The organism is Paremcibacter congregatus, assembly GCF_006385135.1.
Taxonomy (GTDB): Bacteria; Pseudomonadota; Alphaproteobacteria; order Sphingomonadales; family Emcibacteraceae; genus Paremcibacter; species Paremcibacter congregatus.
In genome coordinates, this window is sequence record NZ_CP041025.1 from 477,715 (window position 1) to 499,208 (window position 21,494).

15 protein-coding genes are annotated in these 21,494 nt (G+C 55.3%); 9 read left to right on the top strand and 6 right to left on the bottom strand.

From position 1 onward, the window contains the following. Positions 1 to 11: 11 nt before the first annotated feature. The 7 genes from edd (FIV45_RS02280) (at position 12) to FIV45_RS02310 (ending at position 9,980) form a co-directional block, all read left to right on the top strand. On the top strand, positions 12 to 1,814 hold the full coding sequence (gene edd, locus FIV45_RS02280; RefSeq protein ID WP_099472402.1) for a phosphogluconate dehydratase: 1,803 nt from the start codon (positions 12 to 14) through the stop codon (positions 1,812 to 1,814). After that, positions 1,811 to 2,779: a glucokinase gene (glk, locus tag FIV45_RS02285; RefSeq protein WP_099472401.1), complete on the top strand. Its 969-nt coding sequence runs from the start codon at positions 1,811 to 1,813 to the stop codon at positions 2,777 to 2,779. The genes edd (FIV45_RS02280) and glk (FIV45_RS02285) overlap by 4 nt, the downstream gene beginning before the upstream one ends. An 18-nt stretch (positions 2,780 to 2,797) precedes the next feature. Next, positions 2,798 to 3,361: a bifunctional 4-hydroxy-2-oxoglutarate aldolase/2-dehydro-3-deoxy-phosphogluconate aldolase gene (gene eda / locus FIV45_RS02290; RefSeq protein WP_099472400.1), complete on the top strand. Its 564-nt coding sequence runs from the start codon at positions 2,798 to 2,800 to the stop codon at positions 3,359 to 3,361. A 397-nt stretch (positions 3,362 to 3,758) separates the two neighbouring features. After that, positions 3,759 to 6,299, top strand: a complete 2,541-nt coding sequence (locus FIV45_RS02295) for a TonB-dependent receptor (protein ID WP_099472399.1) — start codon at positions 3,759 to 3,761, stop codon at positions 6,297 to 6,299. Positions 6,300 to 6,407: 108 nt separating this feature from the next. Continuing rightward, a complete protein-coding gene (locus FIV45_RS02300) occupies positions 6,408 to 7,115 on the top strand; it encodes a SapC family protein (protein WP_099472398.1) in 708 nt (235 codons plus the stop codon). Positions 7,116 to 7,125: 10 nt separating this feature from the next. Then, positions 7,126 to 8,685 carry a tryptophan halogenase family protein gene (locus FIV45_RS02305; protein WP_204602163.1) on the top strand — a complete coding sequence of 520 codons (1,560 nt, stop codon included), beginning with the start codon at positions 7,126 to 7,128 and terminating at the stop codon, positions 8,683 to 8,685. A 188-nt stretch (positions 8,686 to 8,873) separates the two neighbouring features. Beyond that, entirely contained in the window at positions 8,874 to 9,980 is a 1,107-nt protein-coding gene (locus tag FIV45_RS02310; protein WP_099472396.1) for an acyltransferase family protein, read from the top strand. A 27-nt stretch (positions 9,981 to 10,007) separates the two neighbouring features. Here the strand turns inward: FIV45_RS02310 and FIV45_RS02315 are convergent, their stop codons facing one another. Genes FIV45_RS02315 through zwf form a run of 5 tightly spaced genes read right to left on the bottom strand, consistent with a single transcriptional unit; the run spans position 10,008 to position 15,585 of the window. Continuing rightward, a complete protein-coding gene (locus FIV45_RS02315) occupies positions 10,008 to 10,640 on the bottom strand; it encodes a bifunctional 4-hydroxy-2-oxoglutarate aldolase/2-dehydro-3-deoxy-phosphogluconate aldolase (RefSeq protein ID WP_099472395.1) in 633 nt (210 codons plus the stop codon). Then, positions 10,640 to 11,644 carry a glucokinase gene (glk, locus tag FIV45_RS02320; RefSeq protein WP_099472394.1) on the bottom strand — a complete coding sequence of 335 codons (1,005 nt, stop codon included), beginning with the start codon at positions 11,642 to 11,644 and terminating at the stop codon, positions 10,640 to 10,642. Before glk (FIV45_RS02320) ends, FIV45_RS02315 begins: the two co-directional genes overlap by 1 nt. Continuing rightward, positions 11,641 to 13,476 (bottom strand): phosphogluconate dehydratase, encoded by a 1,836-nt coding sequence (gene edd / locus FIV45_RS02325; RefSeq protein WP_099472393.1) that lies wholly within the window; start codon positions 13,474 to 13,476, stop codon positions 11,641 to 11,643. The genes glk (FIV45_RS02320) and edd (FIV45_RS02325) overlap by 4 nt, the downstream gene beginning before the upstream one ends. 4 nt (positions 13,477 to 13,480) lie before the next feature. Then, a complete protein-coding gene (gene pgl, locus FIV45_RS02330; protein WP_099472392.1) occupies positions 13,481 to 14,179 on the bottom strand; it encodes a 6-phosphogluconolactonase in 699 nt (232 codons plus the stop codon). Beyond that, on the bottom strand, positions 14,176 to 15,585 hold the full coding sequence (gene zwf / locus FIV45_RS02335; protein ID WP_099472391.1) for a glucose-6-phosphate dehydrogenase: 1,410 nt from the start codon (positions 15,583 to 15,585) through the stop codon (positions 14,176 to 14,178). The genes pgl and zwf overlap by 4 nt, the downstream gene beginning before the upstream one ends. Before the next feature lie 198 nt (positions 15,586 to 15,783). Between zwf and FIV45_RS02340 the strand changes: the two genes are divergently transcribed. After that, positions 15,784 to 16,839 (top strand): LacI family DNA-binding transcriptional regulator, encoded by a 1,056-nt coding sequence (locus FIV45_RS02340; RefSeq protein WP_204602161.1) that lies wholly within the window; start codon positions 15,784 to 15,786, stop codon positions 16,837 to 16,839. Between the two features lie 306 nt (positions 16,840 to 17,145). Beyond that, positions 17,146 to 18,816: a glucose-6-phosphate isomerase gene (pgi, locus tag FIV45_RS02345; protein ID WP_099472390.1), complete on the top strand. Its 1,671-nt coding sequence runs from the start codon at positions 17,146 to 17,148 to the stop codon at positions 18,814 to 18,816. 57 nt (positions 18,817 to 18,873) lie between these two features. Here pgi and FIV45_RS02350 read toward each other — a convergent pair whose 3' ends face one another. Next, positions 18,874 to 21,249, bottom strand: coding sequence for a glycoside hydrolase family 20 protein (locus FIV45_RS02350; protein ID WP_099472389.1), 2,376 nt, complete (start codon positions 21,247 to 21,249; stop codon positions 18,874 to 18,876). Between the last annotated feature and the right edge of the window lie 245 nt (positions 21,250 to 21,494).

Below are 21,494 nucleotides of genomic sequence, written 5' to 3' on the forward strand. Positions count from 1 at the left end.
AGGACTTTGACATGACACCTGAATTACAGAAGATCACCGACCGCATTATCGCCCGCAGCTGCGACAGTCGCGCAGCCTATCTCGCCAAGATCACTGCGGCCCGAGGGCAGGGCCGGACACGCGGCGCACTGGCTTGCGGTAATCTCGCCCATGCCTTTGCCGCCTGTGATGCGCAGGACAAAGCGGATTTGAGCGGTGATGTGAAAGCCAATTACGCCATTGTTTCTGCCTATAACGACATGCTGTCGGCCCATCAGCCGTTCCAGACCTTCCCCGATCTGATCAAAGAAACCGCCCGGGCCCAGGGTGCGGTGGCCCAGTTTGCCGGGGGCGTGCCGGCCATGTGCGACGGTGTGACGCAAGGCCGGGCCGGCATGGAACTGTCGTTGTTCAGTCGTGATGTCATTGCCATGGCGACGGCGATTGCCCTTAGCCATGATATGTTCGACGGGGCTTTTTACCTCGGGGTTTGCGACAAGATTGTTCCGGGTCTGTTGATCGGGGCGTTGAGTTTTGGTCATCTGCCGGGAATATTTGTCCCCGCCGGTCCCATGACGTCAGGCCTGTCCAATGCCGAGAAAGCCCGCATCCGCCAGCTTTACGCGCAGGGAAAAATTGGCCGCGCCGAACTGTTGAAGGCCGAGAGCGCGTCTTATCACAGCCCCGGCACCTGTACTTTTTACGGCACCGCCAATTCAAACCAGATGCTGATGGAAATCATGGGCCTGCATCTGCCGGGCAGCAGTTTTATCAATCCGGGCACCGACATGCGCGACGCCATGACCCGCGCGGCGGTGGTGCAACTGGCCGAGGCCCCGGCGCTGGGCGAGATTATTGACGAGAAGGCGATGGTCAACGGCATGGTCGGCCTGCTCGCCACCGGCGGATCGACAAATCATACCCTGCATCTGATGGCCATCGGCCGGGCGGCGGGGGTCAAGCTTACCTGGCAGGACCTGTCGGATCTGTCGGACGTGGTGCCGTCCCTGACCCGGATTTACCCCAATGGTCTGGCGGACGTCAATCATTTCCATGCGGCGGGGGGTATGGCTTACCTCATGCGTGAGCTGCGCGATGCCGGGCTGCTGCATGACGATGTTCAAACCGTAATGGGCAGGGGCCTTGAGGCTTACTGCAAGGACGCCTTCTTTGAGGCGGGCGAGGTGGTATGGAAAGACGGCGCGGCGATCAGTCATGACCGGGATATCCTGCGGCCGGTGGCGGAGCCCTTCAGCAAGGACGGCGGCCTGAAACTGCTCGGCGGCAATCTTGGCCGGGCGGTGATCAAAACCTCTGCGGTCAAGGAAAAACATCGCCATATCACGGCGCCGGCGATCGTCTTTCATTCACAGGACGAGATGCTGGAGGCCTATCAGCGCGGCGAGCTGGAAAAAGATTTTGTCGCCGTGATCCGTTTTCAGGGCCCCAAAGCCAATGGCATGCCGGAGCTGCATAAGCTGACCCCGTCCCTGGGCGTGCTGCAGGATAAGGGGTTTCATGTGGCGCTGGTCACCGACGGGCGCATGTCCGGCGCCTCGGGCAAGGTCCCGGCGGCGATCCATCTGACACCGGAAGCCCTCGACGGCGGCCCCATCGGCCGTATTGAAGACGGTGATATTATCGAACTTGATGCGGAACATGGCACCTTGCAGGTCAAGGTCGCGGACAACATTCTGGCGCAGCGGGCGCAAGCCACGGCCGATCTGACCACCAGCCATCAGGGCATGGGGCGGGAACTTTTCTCGGCCTTCCGGCAACTGGTCGGCACTGCCGAAAATGGCGCCGGGGTTTTTGGCGAGGATGACGTTACATGACGCAGACAAAAACCACTCTGGTGGCGGACATTGGCGGCACCAACGCCCGCTTCGCGCTCGCCCGGGGTACTGAAGATATTGCGATTGATCAGTTGATGATCCTGCCGACCGCCGATTACGCCAGTCTGCAGGAGGCGGCGGAATCCTATCTGGCGCAAATTGACGGTCAGCGGCCGACAGTGGCCGCCATTGCCATCGCCGGCCCGGTGGTCGGGCGGCAGGTGACCATGACCAACTGTGCCTGGACATTCTGCCGCGAGAAGCTCGCCGCCGATCTCGGTATGGCGGAGGTCCTTGTCCTCAATGATTTCGAAGCCATTGCCTGCGCCCTGCCTTATCTGCATGCGGCGGATCTGTTGAAAATTGGCGGCGGGGAAATTCAGGACAACGGGACAAAAATTGTTCTCGGTCCCGGCACCGGTATTGGCCTTGCGGCCCTGACCTCGGTGGGAGACGGCTGGAAAGTCCTGACCAGTGAAGGCGGCCATGTGGGCTTCGCGCCAGCGGATGAGCTGGAACGGCAGATTTTGCAGACGGTGAAATATAAGTATCCCCGGGTATCGGTGGAGCGGGTGATTTCCGGTTCGGGGTTCAGCACGCTGTATCAGGCGATCTGCAGCTTGCAGGGCGCCGAGGCCGAGCCCCTCAGCCCCCGGGAAATTACCCAGCGGGCGCTGGAAAATCCTGAGGGCCGCTGTGGCCAGGCTGTGGATATCTTCTGCGGCATTCTCGGCAGCTATGCCGGGGATATGGCGGTGACCTTCAACGCCACGGGCGGAGTTTATCTCGCCGGTGGGATTCTTCCCAAAATTCAGGATTTCTTCATCAACAGCCGCTTCCGCGAGCGCTTTGAGAACAAGGGACGCCTGACCTATGTGCGGGATATTCCCACCCTGCAAATCCTGCAGAAACAACCGGCCCTGATTGGCGCTGCGGCGCGTATCCGGGGTCATTTTATCGCCTGACCAGAAAAGAGACCCCTTATGAGCCATCAAAATTTGAAATTCGAAAGCCTTCTTGCCGGAACCAATGTGATCCCGGTGATGGTGATCAAGGACATCGCCCAGGCGGTGCCCCTGGCGCGGGAACTGGTGAAATCGGGCATGAAGGTGCTGGAAATCACGCTGCGCACCGACTGCGCCCTGCAGGCGATCAAGGAGATCATCGTTCATGTGCCGGAGGCCATTGTCGGCGTCGGCACGGTGACGACGCCGCAACAACTGCGCGACGCCCAGGCCGCCGGGGCCACCTTTGCGGTCAGCCCGGGATCGACAGACGATCTGATCGCGGTGGCGGACGAGACTGGTTTGCCTCTGTTACCGGGGGTGGCGACCGCCAGCGAAGCCATGAAATTGCAGGCGTTGGGCTATCGTTATCTGAAACTCTTCCCGGCCGAGGCCGTTGGCGGACGGGCATTGTTGAAATCGCTGCAGGGACCGTTGCCAGACCTGAAATTCTGTCCGACCGGGGGGATCACGTCCGACAGCGCAGCGGACTACCTGGCGCTCGGCAATGTGGTTTGCGTCGGCGGCTCCTGGATGATCTAGGCCAAGGTCGTTGCGCACAAGAAATTCTTGTGGGCGGCGGGCAGGAGGGCCGCCAGTATTTGGTCAATATAACATTCTCTGCGCACCTTGATGCCGCGGGCCGTCTGCTTTTTGCCTATGAAGAATGCGATGGCCGGGCGCGTTCCTATGTGGAGAAGTCTCCTTAATTCATTGTTATAGAATAATTTAATATGATTATTGCTGGCGCCATACTGAAATATGGCGGGGCCGGGCGTATGAACGATCCTTTAAAAAATATTATTGACAGCGCTGTCAAAAAGAGTATTATCCACAATTGAAGATCAATAGCTTTTGTTGATACCGAGGCGTTCGGGACAAAATAAAACGGTTATTCGTCTTAGGGAATCTAGGGAAAATATCATGGAGAGGAAAATTAATGCGTTCTAGAAAATCAATATTATTAGGCAGTGTCGGCGCTTTGGTCGTCATGAGCGGCCCTGCGGCGATTTCCGCCGCGTCGGCTCAGGAAGAGGTGACGGAACTGGAAGAAGTTGTGGTCACCGGTATTCGGGGCGGGTTGAAGCAGGCGTTGAATGTAAAGCGTAACAGCAACGCGATTGTGGATGTCATCTCATCTGAAGATATCGGGAAATTTCCTGATAAAAACGTGGCCGAATCTCTACAGCGGGTGACCGGCGTTGCGATTGCGCGCCAATTTGGTGAAGGTGCCGGGGTTGCCATTCGCGGTGCCAGTCAGAATATGACCTTGACGTTGTTGAACGGTCAGAATGTGGCGTCAACTGGTTGGTTCGTACTTGAACCCGCCCGTCGTAGCTTCAATTATTCTTTGCTGCCTTCAGAACTGGTGGGCAACATTGAAGTGTATAAATCTGCGCAGGCTAATATCGCGGAAGGCGGCATTGGCGGTACGGTTATTATCCATACACGCAAACCTTTGGAAATGAATGACCTGAGTGTCTATGCCTCTGCTGAAGGCACGCACACCAACGATTCTGGCAAAATCAATCCGCAGCTTTCCGGTCTGGTGAGCTGGAAGAATGAGCAGGGCAACCTTGGGGTTCTGGTCTCCGGCGTGTATCAACGCCGTCAGATGGAACGCCAGGGCGATGAAGCTTTTTGGGCATGGGGCGCCGGTCCGGTCGCATTCGAACAGGATCGTAAGCGGTCCGCCATCAATGCAACAGTGCAGTTCCAGCCGAATGAGAACCTTGACCTGACGGTGAATTACCTGCGCATGAAAATGCGGGCGGATAATACCAACTATGCCTTATTCCTGACACGTGGGCCTGACGCGGGAACAACAAAATCATTGAATGGGTCTCCTGTTGCTGGTGCGTTGAATGTTGGTTTCTACCAGGCGCGTCCTCGGGAAGCGACCATGAACTCAAATGTTTATGACTTTGACGCAACCTACTCAGGCGACGATTTCGTGGTGGACTTTCAGGCTGGTTTGACAGAGTCCACGGGTGGTACTGATTTCGAAATGGTGTTGAATGATGGTACCGTGCCCGATATTTCAGGCAGTACCTATGATTTTTCCAGTGGCCATATGAAATGGAACTTGAACGAGATCGGCTTTGATTGGGACCCGGGCACCCTTGATATGGGGACAGGGTCGAACTTTAACCGCACACCCAAGAGCGACAAAGAACATTATGCTCAGTTTGATGTCTCCCGCGACGTGTCTTGGGGGCCGATTACGACCTATAAATTTGGTATGAAATATTCAGGCCATGACACGAAGAGCCGCCGATATGAGTATATTCAGGCGGAGGGTTTTAACCCGTCGTTCGCGACAAGTACGATCAACAACGGCTTGATTAAGGCTGGTGTGGATCAGCATGAAATTTTGCGCATTGACTTTAATGCCGCGAAAGATCTGGCAAAAGCGAGTATTATCGGAGAGACCGAAGATCTGGGCGCTTATAGCGAACTTGATGAAAAAACGGTTGCCGCTTATGGTATGGTTGAATTCGAAGGGGATGGCTACCGCGGTAATGCCGGGGTACGTTATACCCATACAAGTGCGACATCGACATTTTATGTGAATGGCGAACAGCGTACTCAAAATGCCAAAGATTCTCAATTCCTGCCAAGTTTCAATATTGCGATGGATCTGGCGGATGACTTGGTTCTACGTACTTCTGGCGCGCGTGTAATGACCCGCCCTCAGTATGTTGATCTTTATGTTAATCCGGATGTTCGGGGGGCAAATGATGATGTTGATGATAATCAATTCTGGATCGTCGGTAATATCGGGTTGAAGCCCTTTATCTCTGATCAATTTGATATTGCTCTTGAATGGTATTTCGCCGAAGGCTCCATTTTGTCCTCTACAGTATTCATGAAAGATGTGAAGAATTTTGTTAGTCAGAATGAGCGTCACGCTAATAATAGTGAGATTCCTTTCAATGGCACCATTCGCCCTGAAGAAGCCGCCGAAGGGTGGACATTCCAGGAACGTATAAACGGCAAAGCCGCTACTATTAAAGGCGTTGAACTGCAGTATCAGCAGGATTTCGGCAACGGTTTCGGTTTGGTGTTGAATTATACCTATACAGACTCCGGGTCTGATGATGCGGATACATTCACGGATGGCCAGAAGGTTCTGAGTGATGCATCCAAACATTCTGCCAACGCAACGGCATATTATGAATCTGAACGTTTCCAGGTTCGCGGCGCTTACAACTACCGTAGCGCCTACATGCTGCGGGAAACAGGAGCGTATGGTAACCGACTTCACGAAGCTTTCGGCAGCGTTGATCTAAGTGCGGCCTATTTTATCACAGATGAAATTACCGTTAATCTAGATGTGAATAATCTGTTTGAAGAAACGTCGAAACAGATTGGCAACAACGCGCAAAACACGCCGAATAGCGGGTTCACACCTGACTTCCCTGTGTTTGAATATAATACGGCCCGGAGAATTACCCTCGGCGTAAGCTATAAGTTCTAATTAGCTGCTATTTGGGAAAAAGGGGAGTTTCATTAACTCCCCTTTTTTTCATTCTAAATATGTTATGCTCCAATTTTACAAAGAGTTAAAACTTCACGGGAGACTTCGATGCCATCAAATTTTGTACCGCTGAATCCAGTTGATCACGGGTTGCTCAAAATTCGCGCGCGGAAAGATTTTAGGCTGATGAAGGACGCACATGTCATTCCATTGGGGGTGCATGAATTTTTTCAGGCAAGTGCTGAATATCCTGTTGTTTTTGTTAAAAATTCTGAAAATGGTCAATTCATACCGGTTGCCATGATGGGTCTGAAGCCTGGCGAGAATCTATTTGTCGGACCCGAAGGGTGGGAGGGTCTGTATATCCCCATGGCTATTCGCAATCATCCTTTTCACTTAATGCGTAATCCACAGGATGAAGAAAAAGTGATGGTGGCGATAGATGAGAAAAGTACCACCCTTAGCCTTGATGAGGGGGCTCGCTTATTCAAAGACGATGGGAGTAGAAGCGATATTCTAGAGGAGCGCATGCAGGATCTGAGAAATCATTTCGAAAGCAGTCAGCTCACAGAAAGTTTTACAGCGTTGGTGACGGGCCTTGACCTTCTGGCGCAAAGAAACCTGACAGTTGAGGTTAGTGGGGAAACGATTGATCTGGAAGGTATTTATTTTATCGACGAAGTTAAATTGAATGCAGTGCCCGATGATCAGTTTTTGGACTTGCGTCAGCATGGCTTTTTACCGTTGCTCTATGCCCAGATGGTATCGGTACATCAAATCCGATGTCTGGCAAGTCTTCAGGCGCAACGCAAATAGTGAGGGTATCTTGAGAGCCGACACCGCGATTAAATCAATTGTCATTGTTGGCGGCGGGACTGCCGGGTGGTTGGCGGCGAATTATCTCGCCCGCTGTCTGAAGGCCGGACCGGGCGATGATTTTTCCATCACGTTGATTGAATCGCCGGATATTCCGACCATCGGCGTGGGGGAAGGCACGGTGCCGTCCATGCGGCAGACCTTGAAGTTCCTCGGCATTAGTGAAACAGAGTTTATCCGGGAATGTGACGCGACCTTCAAACAGTCCATTGAGTTTGTCGACTGGCTGCATGTACCAAAAGACGGGAAACATCACCGCTATTATCACCTGTTTGATGATCCGATCCGGCAAGATTTTGATCTGACGCCTTATTGGCTGAAAGGGTGCGCCGGCGCGACAAATTATGCTGATGCGGTATCAATGCAAAGCCTGTTCTGTGATCAGAGCCGCGGCCCAAAGCACATCACCACACCGGAATATGAGGGCGCGAGCGGTTATGCCTATCATCTGGATGCGGTGAAATTCGCCAAACTGTTGACCCGGCACGCTACCGAGCGTCACAGTGTGCGGCATTTGCTCGGGAATGTTACCCAGGTGGTGGTGAAAGACAATGGCCATGTGGATTATCTTGACACGGACCGCTGTGGCAGGCTTCAGGCGGATTTTTATGTGGATTGCAGCGGGTTTGCTTCTCTTCTGGTCGGCGGGGCGCTTGGGGTGCCTTTTATCGACAAAGGGGGCGAGCTTTTCGTCGATCATGCGGTGGCGATTCAGGTGCCTTATGCCGATCCGGAGGGACCGATCGCCAGTCAGACCATTTCCACGGCGCGGGACGCCGGCTGGATCTGGGATATCGGCCTGTCGGCCCGGCGCGGCACCGGTTATGTTTATTCCAGTAAATATACCGATCATGACACGGCAGAACAGGTCATCCGTGATTATATCGGCCCGGCGGCGGATGAACTGCCTTGTCGCAAGATCCCTATGCGCATCGGCTATCGAGAGACATTCTGGCAAGGCAACTGCGTTGCCATTGGCCTGTCCCAGGGCTTTATCGAGCCACTGGAGGCGACGGCTTTACTGATGGTGGATGGGGCCTGCCGTATGCTGGCAGAACAGTTCCCGACCGATAGTGCGGCGCTTGACGGGGCGGCGAAACGTTATAACCGGTTGTTGCGCTATGGCTATGACCGGGTGATTGATTTCATCAAATTGCATTATTACCTGAGCCGTCGCGACGACAGCGCGTTCTGGATTGATAATCGTCGGGCAGAGACTGTTTCGGATCACCTGCTGGAGCGGCTGGACCAGTGGCGATATGCCCCGCCGAGCGCCTATGATTTCTTCAGCAAGTTTGAAGTCTTCAACCTGGAAAACTATCTCTATGTGCTTTATGGCATGGACTTTGTGACCGATATGGCGTCGCACGGCGCCAGATATCCTGAAGACGAGGCCGCCAGAAGGCTGTTTGACCAGATCCGGCAGGCCCGGAATAATGCAGCGGTCCAGATGCCGGACCACCGGGGCCTTATTGATAAAATTCACAAGTTTGGATTGCAAAAAACATAAAGGGGTCCGGGGATGAAAAATAATATTGACAGCGCTGTCAAAATGACTTATAAAAAGGGCGATATCATTAGTCCTTAGCCGTTATGTTGTTTTTCAGCATAACGGCATTTTTTTGCACTGAAGTCGGCAGAACCAAGCGTATCGGGGTGTTCTGTAAAAACAAAAATAAACGGGTATAAGGAGTAAAGATGTCACAGCACAGGTTATTATCTCTCGATGTTCTGCGGGGGCTGACGGTTATTGGCATGGTGGTGGTCAACAGTGCCGCGATGTTTTCTGTTGAAGGGGAGCGGGATGCCTATGCCCTGCTGCTGCATGCGTCCTGGAACGGGGCGACGTTGGCGGATATGGTCTTTCCCTTTTTCCTGCTGATTGTCGGGGTATCGATCCCTTTCGCATTATCTTCATTGAAAGAACGCCAAGGGCTTGAGCGCAAGGTATTTCTGAGGCTCCTGTGGCGCGGCAGTCTGCTGTTTCTGATTGGCGTGGTTCTGGCGGCTTATTTCTTCGATCCTGACGGGGAAAGGCAATTCCGCATCATGGGGGTATTGCAACGTATCGGCATTGTGTTTTTTGCCGCTGCGGTGATCTTCATGGTGACCGGCTGGCGGGCGCAACTGATGATTACGGCGGCGCTTTTGCTGGGCTATTGGGGAATGTGCTTGTTGCCCTTCCCGGATGGGGGAACGGATCTCGGCGTGCCGGGGCAGAATTTTGTCCATTGGGTGGATCGTTTGATCCTCGGGCAGCGTCTTTATGTGACCGAGGGCCCTTATCCTTATGATCCTGAAGGATTGCTCAGTAGCCTGCCGGGCATTGCCCAGGCCCTGATCGGGGTTCTGGTGGGACAGGTGATCCGCCGTAAAGGGGCGATGGAAAGTCACTTGGGAACCCTGTTCATCGCCGGGGGGCTGATGGCGCTAGCGGGCTGGGGCTGGTCCTACGTTTATCCGCTGAACAAGGCATTGTGGAGCAGTAGTTTTGTTCTCTATACTTCAGGCCTTGGAATTCTGTTATTGGCGCTGCTGATTTATGTGATTGATGTCCGGGGCTGGAAAGCTGGCTGGACACCGCCTTGTGCGGCTTTTGGACTTAACGCCATCACGGCTTATGTCTGGCATGCCTTTGCCACCAGCATTGTGCTTTATGGCATAATTGGCGAGACGGCATATACGTTTGGGTTGAGTTTTCTTGATCCCAAAGCCGCAATGGCGTTGCCGATCCTGGCGGCGGTGATCCTGACCTGGATCCCCATCGCCGTGTTGCAGTGGCGCGGAATAGTGATCAAGGTTTAAACCTATCAAGGGTTAACGCCATTAAGTTTAAAAACGGGCGGCCGCACGGGCGAGGGTTTCGATCTTCGCCCAGTCCCTGTTGGCAATGTCCTGGGCGGAAACCATCCAGGAGCCGCCGACACAAACCACATTGGGCAGACTGAGATAAGAAGGGGCGAGATCCGGACTGATGCCGCCTGTAGGGCAGAATTTGGCGTGGGCCAGGGGGCCGGAGAAGGATTTCAACAATTCACGGCCGCCGATGGCTTCAGCAGGAAACAGCTTCAACATGCTGTAGCCCCGCTCCATAAGATGCATCACTTCGCTGGCGGTGGCGACACCGGGAAGAAGCGGGGTCAGGCTGTTCTCGGCGGCATCAAGCAGGCGGTCGGTGTGGCCGGGACTGACGGCAAAACGCGCCCCGGCATCTGTGACTTGTGTCAACAGTTCCGGCGTATTCACTGTACCGGCCCCGATGATGGCTTCGGGGATTTCAGCTGCGATCAGGCGCAAGGCTTCCAGCGCGACAGGGGTGCGCAGCGTTAATTCGAGCACGTTTAGACCACCCTTGACCAGAGCCTCTGCCAGGGGCAGGGCGTCTTCTATATGTGAAATGGTCAAGACCGGGATCACCGCGCAGCCGTCAAGCAGAGCGGGCAGAGACGCATTTGTATGGGGCATTACATATCCTCGTGATAAAGCGCAGGTGACACCGCCCAGGCGGCCGCGCCGATCAGGGCCGGCTGCTGTTCCAGAATCTGATAGGTGGGGATGGCCTTGACATAAGTCAGACGTCCCTTGCTTTCGAAAGAGTCGCGAAATCCGCTGTTGCGGAAATAATCCTCGATCCGGGGCAGGATGCCGCCGGCAAGATAAATGCCGCCGGTGGCGTTGAACACCAGGGCCATGTCACTGGCGAAACGTCCAAGAAGCGCGCTGAAAAGATCAAGGGTCTTGGTGCAGGTCTGGTCGCTGTTCTCCAGCGCCTTGCGGGTGATTTCTTCCGGTGTCAGGCTGGCGGGGGGCATTTTATCAAGATGCGCGAGGGCGCGGTACAGCGCCACCAGTCCCTGACCCGAGAGGAGCCGTTCGACTGAAACCCGCGGGTGTTGCTGTTTGATGATTTCCATAACCTCGAATTCAAGACGATTGGTGGGCGCGAAACAGATGTTGCCGCCCTCGCTGGAGAAGATCTTCCATTTATCATCCAGAGGGGTCAGCGCCGCCATGCCGAGGCCTGTGCCGGGGCCGACAACGACGGCGGGACCGGAGGCGACCTTTTGCCCGCCACCAATCTGGAAGAACTGGTCATCGGACAAATGCGGTATGGCGCAGGCGATGGCGGCAAAATCATTCATGATCTGCACGTCCTGCATTTTCAGGGCCTTTTTCATGCTGTCGCCGGAAAAACTCCAGGGATAATCGACCAGCTGAATATTGTCTTCGACCACCGGTGCGGCGGCGGCAATGACGGCGCGCTGTGGTTTTTCCCCCGTGGTGGCGGACAGGTAACTGGAAAAAACCGCCTCAGGGGTATCAAAACTTGCGGTGGGCAGGATGACAAGATTGTGCAGTTCCACATGTAATGCCCGGGTCTCATCCTGATCCACATGAGCCAGGGCAATGCGGGTATTGGTTCCGCCAATATCGGCGACCAGAAGCGGTGCGTTGGTCAATCGTGTCATAAATCTTCATCCCAAGTGAATAGTGAAGCGCCCTGTTCTGCTGAACTAGCACTATTGCGCAACATTGAAAAGAGCTCTCGGCCCATTCCCGTATTATTTTGTGTTAAATTTGCGGCAGCGGCCGGTCGGGCAGAAAAAATCTCTTCCGGGACCTCGATATGCAGTCGGCTGTTCCGGCCACCAATGGTGATAATATCACCATCTTCAATCCGGGCGATGGGCCCGTCGGCCATGGCTTCCGGGGTCAGGTGAATGGCGGCGGGAATCTTGCCGGATGCGCCCGACATGCGGCCATCGGTCACCAGACCGACCTGATATCCCTTGTCCTGCAGGATGCCAAGGATCGGGGTCAGTTTATGCAATTCCGGCATGCCGTTGGCCCGGGGGCCCTGAAACCGGATCACGGCGATAAAGTCCCGGTTGAGGGCGCCGCTTTCAAACAGGCCCTGCAGGTCATTCTGATCAGACAGGGTGATGGCCGGGGCGGTGACGGTCATATGTTTGTCTTTCAAGGCCGAGGTCTTAATCACCGCGCTGCCAAGGTTTCCGGTAAGATGCTGCAGTCCGCCATCAGCGCGGAAAGGGGTGGTTACCGGGCGCAGGACCATATCGTCCAGACTGTTTTCCGGGGCGTCGCGCCAGGCGAGGCGCCCGTCTTCCAGAAACGGTTCCTTGGTATAGGCAGACAGGCCGCCGTCGCCCAGAACAGTTTTGACATCGTGATGCAGCAACCCGCTTTCGAGCAGACTGCTGATTAAAAAGCCCATGCCGCCTGCCGCCTGGAAATGATTGACATCGGCCAGGCCGTTGGGATAGATGCGACACAGCAACGGCACCAGATCAGACAGGGCGGCGAGATCCTGCCATGTCAATCTGATCCCCGCCGCCCGGCCAATGGCCATCAGATGCAGGGTATGATTTGTCGACCCTCCGGTTGCCAGAAGGCCGACCATGCCATTGACCAGTGTTTTGACGGTGACGATATCGGCAAGGGGGGTGGGGCTGTTTTCCGTTGTACAGCGCAGCAGGCGGGCGACGGCATGGGTGTTCAGGGCGGCGCGCAAAGGGGTACCGGGATTGACAAAACTGCTGCCCGGCAATTGCAGGCCCATGATTTCCATCAGCATCTGATTGGTGTTGGCCGTGCCGTAAAACGTACAGGTTCCTGGGCTGTGATAGGATTGACTTTCGGCTTTCAGCAATTCCGGACGTCCGACCTTGCCTTCGGCAAAAAGCTGCCGCACTTCGGCCTTTCTGGCGTTGGGCAGGCCGGATGGCATTGGTCCGGCGGGCATGAAGATCGCCGGAAGATGGCCAAAAGACAAAGCTCCCAGCAGCAGTCCGGGTACGATCTTGTCACAAATGCCCAGATGGATAACGCCGTCAAAGACATTATGGCTGAGGGCAACCGCTGTCGCCATGGCGATGACGTCGCGGCTGAACAGGGACAATTCCATGCCGGTCTGTCCCTGGGTGATGCCGTCGCACATGGCAGGCACGCCGCCGGCAACCTGGGCCACGGCCCCGAGGGCCGCCGCCGCTTTCTTGATTTCCGCCGGATAATCGCTATAGGGGGCATGGGCCGACAGCATATCATTGTAGGCGGTGACAATCCCCAGGTTGGCGACCGTGTCGGAAGACAGGGCCGTTTTGTCGCCGGCGCTGCAGGCGGCGAAGGCGTGGGCGAGGTTGCCGCAGGAAATTGTGCTGCGTTTTGGTTTGTCTTGTTGCGCGCGGCGGATTTTAGCGCGATAGGCGGCGCGTGTTGTCTTGCTCCGTTCGGCGATGCGGTTGGTGATGGCCTGTAGTGTGGGGTGGATTTTTTGTGTCATGGAATTACGGGCACCAGTATATTTCGACAGGAGTTTGATCTTGATGCAGGATATGGCTCACTGGCCAGGTGAAGGCGGTATCATGGAGCGCATCCTGATAAACGGCCCATTTTTCGACGCCGAAAAACAGGAGCGTCACTTGCGCTACATTCAACAGACTATTGACGGTCATACTGATGCGCGGGTAATCACCCCCCGGATTGCGGATATACTGGCAGATGTTCTTGTTGGCCGGGTCAAGGCCTCTGGCGGTATCCTCTGCCGTGGGAATCAAGGACGCCACATGGCCATCCAGCCCCATGCCAAGTAACACCATATCAAAAGGTTGCGGCATCTGGCGCAGGCTGTCCAGCGTTATGGCATAACCGTCCATGAGCGCATCGGGGGGTGACTTCAGCGGAAAGAAACGGGCCGTGGCCGCCCTGTTCTGCATCAGGGTTTGACGAACGAGATATTCGCAACTGGCCGGATTGGTAGCGGGCACCCAGCGCTCATCGGTGACGCTGAGACAGATTTTATCCCATGGGATATCGGCATGGGACAGCACATCGTAAAAACTGCCGGGGGTGGTGCCGCCCGACAGCAATACAGAAGCCATATCTTTTTCCGCGACGGCTTTCTGCAGGCGGGTTGTGGTGTCCTGAAACAGTTGGTCAAACAGAGCCTGCTTGCGGGTGAATTTTTTTTCCGTAATCTGTGTCATTCTTTGTCTACTCTGTTGCTGTACCAGTATTTTCCGTCCTGCCGGGGCAGAAGATGGCTTGAAATTGGGCCGTTTGTGCCGGGGGCATATGACTGCATGGGAACATTCACTTTCTGCCGGGCGTGACTGATCTGATCAATCCAGCGCCAGGAGGCCTCAATTTCATCCCAATGGACAAAGAAGGTCTGGTCGTTCTGGATAACGTCCTGCAGCAGTTTTTCGTAAGCATCCTGAATCCGGGTGTTTTCCCCCTCCGCCAGAGGATTGTGTAAGGTCAGGGGCAGGTCGGAAAGGATATTCTGATCGGGATGGATTTCAATCATCAACCGTCGGGGTCGTTCATTGGCGTCTGGGGAAGCGCTACGGGGCTTGAAGGTGATGACAATTTCACCACAGCGCTGTCGCAATCTTTTGCCGGTTCGCAGATAAACAGGCACCCCGGCCCAGCGGTCGGTGTCAATAAAGATGCGCAGCGCGACAAACATCTCACCGGTGCCGGCAGAGGCGGAAATTTCTTCCTGATAGCCGGACACGGTCTGACCTCCAAGTGTTCCGGCGCGATATTGTCCGATTACCATATTGGACAGGATGCTGTCTTCTGTAATCGGTCGCAGAGATTGCAGGACCTCGATCTTGCCCCGGCGGATCTGGCTGGCGGTCAGATTTTGTGGCAGATCCATGGTCAGAAGCGCCACGGTTTGCAACATATGATTCTGGACCATGTCCTTCAGCGTTCCGATGCGGTCGAGCAATTCTGTACGGCCTTCCACCCCGACAGTTTCGGTAAGGGTGATCTGGATGTTATCTATGCTGTCCGCGTGCCACAGGGCCTCAAGGCCCGGGTTCTGTATCCGCAGGGGCAGGATATTCTGCAGCGCGGTTTTGCCGAGATAATGATCAATACGGAAGATCTGGGTCTCCGCGAATGTTTCCGATATGACGCCGTTGATTTCTGCTGCGCTTGTCAGGTCCTCGCCGAGCGGTTTTTCCACGACAATGCGGGACTGGGGCGGGTTCAGATTATGCTGACGAATTTTCCGGCAGAGGGAGGCAAATAAAAATGATGGCACGGCAAAATAGTAAATGATGTCGCGGTCGTTTGCTGGCGACAGCCAGTCCGACAGGCTGCGCCAGGCGTCTTCTGCTCTCAGATCAAGGGACATGACGTCCATGCGACGCATCAACCGGTCAAGCTGTTCTGGGGTGGTCTCGCTGAGATGGGGGGCAATGCGGGCGGCGAAGGCGGTGCGAAATTCTTGATCATCCCGAACATCCTGGGCGGCGATCAGAAGGCGACTGTGATCAAGCAAATCACTATTCTGCATAATATGGGCCAGGGCGGGGATCAACTTGCGGGTGGCCAGGTCGCCACTGCCGCCAAATAAGATTATGTCGAGCTGTCTCATATTGTCTATGCCTTAATCGGATATCGCCAAAATCACCGGCAGGATAGTCATTATTGACAGCGCTGTCAATAATTTGTACGGCAGGATATCTTTTTACAAAAAGAAATCGAGAAATTGATTTATCTTGGTTCCGGTTACGGCTAATCTAAGGATCGTAACAGGCAGATCACGCATCTGGCAGCTAAATAGGGATTTTCTGTGCTGGAAAAAAAACGCAGTAGAGCGACGATCGATGATGTGGCGGAACGTGCGAGCGTGTCCATAAAAACCGTTTCACGGGTGATGAACCAGGAACCCAATGTGCGGGAAAAAACCCGTGACAAGGTGTTGAAGGCGGCGAAGGAGTTGAATTATCAACCCAACCTGTCGGCGCGGATGCTGGCGGGCGACCGATCTTACCTGCTGGGGATGCTTTATGATACGCCCAGTAACTATAATAATGACATTCAGGTCGGGGCGTTGGCCCGCTGCCGGGAAGGCGGCTATAATCTGGTGGTGGATCAATGTGACCCGGAAACCGATGACGTGGCCCAGAAGGTTGATCAGATGCTGGCCCAGTCGAATCTTGACGGGGTGATCCTGACCGCACCCTTGTGTGATCATCAGCCTCTGCTCGATATTCTGAACGGTCGGGGGGTGCCCTTTGTCCGCGTCACGCCAATGATCAATCTTGAACAAGGCCCCTGTGTCTATATGGATGACTACCAGGCGGCGTACGATATGACCTCCTATCTGGTTTCTCTTGGCCATAAAGATATCGGTTTTATCAAGGGCCATCCGGGTCATGGCTCGGCGGCGATGCGCTACAAAGGCTTTTGCGATGCGCTGAAGGCGCATGGGTTGCGCTTGAAAGAAGATTTCGTCAAGCAGGGGTTTTATTCCTACCGCTCCGGCATGGCGGCGGCAGAGGAAATCTTCGCGGATGCGCCACACCCGACGGCGGTCTTTGCCTCGGACGATGATATGGCGGCCGGGGTTGAGGCGGCGGCCCATAAATATGGTCTGGAAATTCCCGCTCAGTTGTCTGTGGTGGGCTTCGATGATACGCCGATCGCCGAGGTGATCTGGCCCCAGCTCACCACTATCCGTCAACCAATCCCCGAGATGGCCGGGGCGGCGGTGCAATTGCTGATCGAAGGCAAAAGCCGCAAGGGGGGCGCCAAGTCCGATAACGCCACGCAGAATATTCTGATCGATTTCGAACTGGTGGAACGGGAATCCAGCAGTGCGCCCGCCATAGCGTCATCATCCTGAATTTAAGTCAGAACCCACGATGTTATCAAGAGCCATAATCTCAAGATGGGGCTCTCGCATGATATCGACATGGATCCTGGACCCAGGTCCGGGGGAACAAGTGTAGACTTTTAGGATAGCCGCTTTCCATCTTCATTGACAGCGCTGTCATTTTAAACTATCGTCCGGAAAAATCATCAGAACACGGGCTGGTGCTGAACAGACTTGAGACTGCATGAGACAGACCGGGTCCTGTTTTTTACCAGAGAACCTGATGGTGCCAAAAGGGCAGCGTTCGCCGATCATTGAGCCAGGAGAAAACAGGTTATGTCAGATATCACGAAAAGTAAAAGCTGGCGCGCGCTCGCGGCGCAGGGGGCGGAGATGAAAAATCGTCATCTCAATGATCTGTTCCGCGCCGACCCGGATCGTTTCGCCAAATTCTCCATAGAGATGCAAGATATCCTGTTCGATTATTCCAAGAATCTGGTCACCGAACAGACCATCGACGGTCTGCTGGATCTGGCGCGCGAGGTGGATGTGGAAGCCTGGCGGGCCCGGATGTTCTCCGGCGCCCAGGTCAATATGACCGAAGACCGCGCGGTGTTGCATGTGGCCCTGCGTAACCGGTCGAATGAACCGATCCTGGTCGATGGCGCGGATGTCATGCCGCAGATCAAGGCGGAACTCGCCGCCATGAAAAGCTTTGTCGAGCGGGTGCGCGGCGGGGACTGGCGCGGCTATTCCGGCAAACGCATCACCGATGTGGTCAGCATCGGCATCGGCGGCTCCCATCTTGGGCCGCAAATGGTCACCGAAGCCCTGAAAGGCAGCAAGAACAACCCCATGCGGGTGCATTATATTTCCAATGTCGACGGCACCCAGATCGCCGATGTGCTGCGGCCGCTCAACCCGGAGCAGGTGCTGTTTGTCATCTCCTCGAAGACCTTCACCACCTATGAAACCCTGACCAACATGCGCACCGCCATGAACTGGCTGGTGGCGTCTTCCTTCGATCAGAGCGTGTTGGACAAGCATTTCGTCGCCGTCACCGCCAGACCGGAAAATGCAGAAAAGGAAGGTTTTCCGGCGGAGAATATTTTCCAGATATGGGATTGGGTCGGCGGGCGTTTCTCGCTCTGGTCGGCCATTGGTCTGCCGATCGCGCTTTATCTCGGGTTTGACAGTTTCGAGGAATTGCTCGACGGCGCCCATGACATGGATCAGCATTTCCAAAACGCGCCTCTGGGTGAGAACGCCCCGGTGATGCTCGCCCTGGTCGGGGTGTGGAACAGCACCTTTCTGGAGGCCCAGACCCAGGCGATCCTGCCTTATGATCAGTCATTGCATATGTTCTCGGCCTATATGCAGCAGGCGGAAATGGAAAGCAACGGCAAGTCGGTCAACTGGGACGGGGCCGATGTGCCCTATCAAACCGGCGCAATCATCTGGGGCCAGTTGGGCATCAATGGTCAACACGCCTTCTATCAATATCTGCATCAGGGCAAGAATATCGTGCCCTGTGATTTTATCGGCTCCATTGAGAGCAATACCCCGGTCAAGGGCCATCATGAATATCTTATGGCCAATTTCTTCGCCCAGACCCAGGCTCTGATGATCGGCATTGACGAGGAGGAGGTGCGGGCCGAACTGCGCCGCAAGGGCAAGTCGGAACGTTATATCGAACGGCTGGTGTCGCACAAGATTCACAAAGGCAATCGCCCGACCAACACATTGTTGTTGAGCCGTATATCGCCGCGCACCCTCGGCAGCCTGATCGCGCTCTATGAACATAAGATTTTTGTTCAGGGCATCATCTGGCAGGTTTGTTCCTTTGACCAATGGGGCGTTGAACTGGGCAAGCAACTGGCGATGAATATTCAGGGCGAACTGGCCCCAAAAGCCGCCACCGGCCCGCATGACAGTTCGACCACTGGTCTGATTGACTATTTCAAGCAACAGCGAGATACGCCCCCGCCGCCGTCATCCCGCACGTGATGCGGGGTCACAGGGATGCGAAATTTGGGGGAGGGGGCGATGACGCCCCCTTGTCCCTTACTGCACGATAATTTCGTCAATGAAGATCGATACCGGCACCATCTTTTCATATTGCGCACTGAGGACTTTGTCGTTCTTGGTGGCGATGATCTTGATATAGCGGGCCTTCTGCGCCGGGAAGGGCAGAGAGACGGTCGGGCCGCTGGCGCGGATTTTGGCCTCATTCAGCTGGGCCACAGTCCGCCAGGTCTTGTTGTCCGCTGACGTCATGACGCTGATCGACTTGGGTGGATGCAGGCGGCGATATTGCCCGGCCTCAACGCCGAGCCGCACTTCCGACACCGCGGTCATTTTTTCCAGATCAATCACGGCTTCCAGATCCGTGTCATACCACTGGCTCCATTCGGCGAGCTGGAAAATCCGGTCCGTTGCCCGCAACCCGTCAATCAGGGTTGCCTGGGGGTGCGCATTCTCCCCGACAATTGGCGCGGAGGCAAAGGTGATTTTCCGGCCCATGGCCTTATGAGGCTCGAAGCTCTGGCGATAGTCGCCGTAAAGCGCGCCGGTGGTGATATTCTGCCCGACCGCCCGTACAGTGACTTTCTGATCCAGGGTCAGGGGCCCGGTATAGAGCGGTGACCGGGCGGTGGGTTTGCTGCCATCCAGGGTATAGCGGATCGCATGATCATGGCCTTCCACCTTCAGGGTCAGGGACAGCGTCCGTCCCGTAACCACCGGTTCGCCATAGACTTTATAGGTCGCGTGCGAGGCGTTGATCCCCATCAGGTCGAGCCGCTGGAAATAACGATCAAGACGGGTCAGATAATCCGGCCAGGATTGCTGATCCTTCGGCGTCCAGGTGATTTCCGACAGGGCCGACAGACGCGGGAACAGGGCATATTCCACCCGGCGCGGGCTGCGCAGATATTCGGTCCAGATATGGCCTTGCGCACCGAGGATATGCTTCTGCTGCTCCGGGGTGAGTTCCGCCGGCATGGGATCATAATGATAGACCTCATGCAGGGGCGTGATCGAATGGATCGATTGCGGCTCATCGAGATTGAGCGATTCATACTGATCGAAATAGATATGGCGGCTCGGGGCCATGATCACGTCATGCCCGGCCTGGGCCGCCTCGATCCCGGCTTGCGTGCCGGTCCAGGAATAGATGATGGCGCTCGGGTTGATGCCGCCGTCGAGGATCTCGTTCCAGCCGGCCATCTGCTTGCCGTGTTTCTGCACCAGCTTCTCGACCCGTTTGATGAAATAGCTTTGCAGGCCGTGATAATCCTCCAGATTTTCCCGTTTTATGATTTCTGTACAGGGGGCGCAATCCTGCCATTGGTCGAACAGGATTTCATCGCCGCCGATATGCAGGACCGGGCCGGGGAACAGCTCGACCATCTCGGCAAAGATATTATCGAGGAAGGCGAAGGCTTCTTCTGTCGGACAGACATTATCAAGGAAAACCCCGAAGCGTGTCTTGACCTTGAAGTCCTTGGCGACGCAGCCGATTTCGGGGTAAGCGGCGAGCATGGCGCTGGCGTGACCGGGGATATCAATTTCCGGCACAATGGTGATTTCGCGGGCGGCGGCATAGGCGACCACCTCGCGAATTTGATCTTGGGTGTAATAACCCGTGACCGGTGCGCCGTCATAGTGGGGATCACGGTTTATGGTATGGCCGATCACGGTTTCCGGCCGGGTGGCGCCAATTTCGGTCAGCTTTGGGTATTTCTTGATCTCCATGCGCCAGCCCTGATTATCGGTCAGATGCCAGTGAAAGCGGTTCATTTTATGCAACGCGATAAAATCGATATAGCGCTTGATAAAGGCCACATCAAAGAAGCTGCGGCTGACATCAAGATGTAGGCCACGGTAAGCATAGAGCGGCGCATCGTCAATCTCGACCGCCGGGATGGTCCAGGGAGTATGATTGATCACCGCCGGGCTGTCAATTTCCACCGGCAGCAGCTGGCGCAGGCTCTGCAACCCGTAAAACAGCCCCGCCGTGCCTGACGCGGTGATGCTCACCTGTGTGGGGGAAACGCTGAGCTGATAGGCCTCCGGATTATCGCCGCCTTTTGTCAGGCTGAGCCGGATCGCCGGGCCCGCGGGGGCCTCGGTCGTGACCGGCAGGATATAGCCGGTGGCGGGTGTGATCAGGTCGCGGAACAGGGTCGCGGCGGGGCGGATTTTTTCATCACTGATCACCAGAGCCGTGTCGCGGGTGAGGGTGAACTGCCCCTCTTTCGGGGTCAGGCTCACGGGGCGCGGGATAATGCCGTAGGCCGGGGCGAGCGCCGTCGCGGCGGTCTTCTCCGGCGCGGAATTCGCGGTGGCGTGACCGAGGCCGAGCAGACTTACGGCGAGCACCGTCAGCAGGCTTTTGAAGGTAAGCCCGGAGGCAGAGGACGGATATCTGGCGCGCATATGAATATTCCCTTGATATTTTGACAATAGAGCCGTGTTTTTTCAGTGTGGTTTGTTTTTGAGTGCGGCTTGGGCCTCGTGATAAGGCTCCGCGCCCCACCGGTCCTGTGCCGACCTCTTTTATATCTTATAGCGGCTTTTTATCAAATTGACAACGCTGTCAATAATATTATTCAATCTACTTAGCAGGCTGTTTCGCATTTATAGTTGAGGACAGGAGAGGAGTTTTAGAACGGTTTTAAACA

Coding starts and splice junctions, on each gene's coding strand:
- FIV45_RS02300 (WP_099472398.1), top strand. CDS start 6,408: ATGCCATCAAATTTTGTACCGCTGAATCCAGTTGATCACGGGTTGCTC.
- glk (WP_099472394.1), bottom strand. CDS start 11,644: ATGACACGATTGACCAACGCACCGCTTCTGGTCGCCGATATTGGCGGA.
- FIV45_RS02310 (WP_099472396.1), top strand. CDS start 8,874: ATGTCACAGCACAGGTTATTATCTCTCGATGTTCTGCGGGGGCTGACG.
- pgl (WP_099472392.1), bottom strand. CDS start 14,179: ATGACACAGATTACGGAAAAAAAATTCACCCGCAAGCAGGCTCTGTTT.
- pgi (WP_099472390.1), top strand. CDS start 17,146: ATGTCAGATATCACGAAAAGTAAAAGCTGGCGCGCGCTCGCGGCGCAG.
- zwf (WP_099472391.1), bottom strand. CDS start 15,585: ATGAGACAGCTCGACATAATCTTATTTGGCGGCAGTGGCGACCTGGCC.
- FIV45_RS02295 (WP_099472399.1), top strand. CDS start 3,759: ATGCGTTCTAGAAAATCAATATTATTAGGCAGTGTCGGCGCTTTGGTC.
- eda (WP_099472400.1), top strand. CDS start 2,798: ATGAGCCATCAAAATTTGAAATTCGAAAGCCTTCTTGCCGGAACCAAT.
- glk (WP_099472401.1), top strand. CDS start 1,811: ATGACGCAGACAAAAACCACTCTGGTGGCGGACATTGGCGGCACCAAC.
- edd (WP_099472393.1), bottom strand. CDS start 13,476: ATGACACAAAAAATCCACCCCACACTACAGGCCATCACCAACCGCATC.
- edd (WP_099472402.1), top strand. CDS start 12: ATGACACCTGAATTACAGAAGATCACCGACCGCATTATCGCCCGCAGC.
- FIV45_RS02350 (WP_099472389.1), bottom strand. CDS start 21,249: ATGCGCGCCAGATATCCGTCCTCTGCCTCCGGGCTTACCTTCAAAAGC.
- FIV45_RS02315 (WP_099472395.1), bottom strand. CDS start 10,640: ATGCCCCATACAAATGCGTCTCTGCCCGCTCTGCTTGACGGCTGCGCG.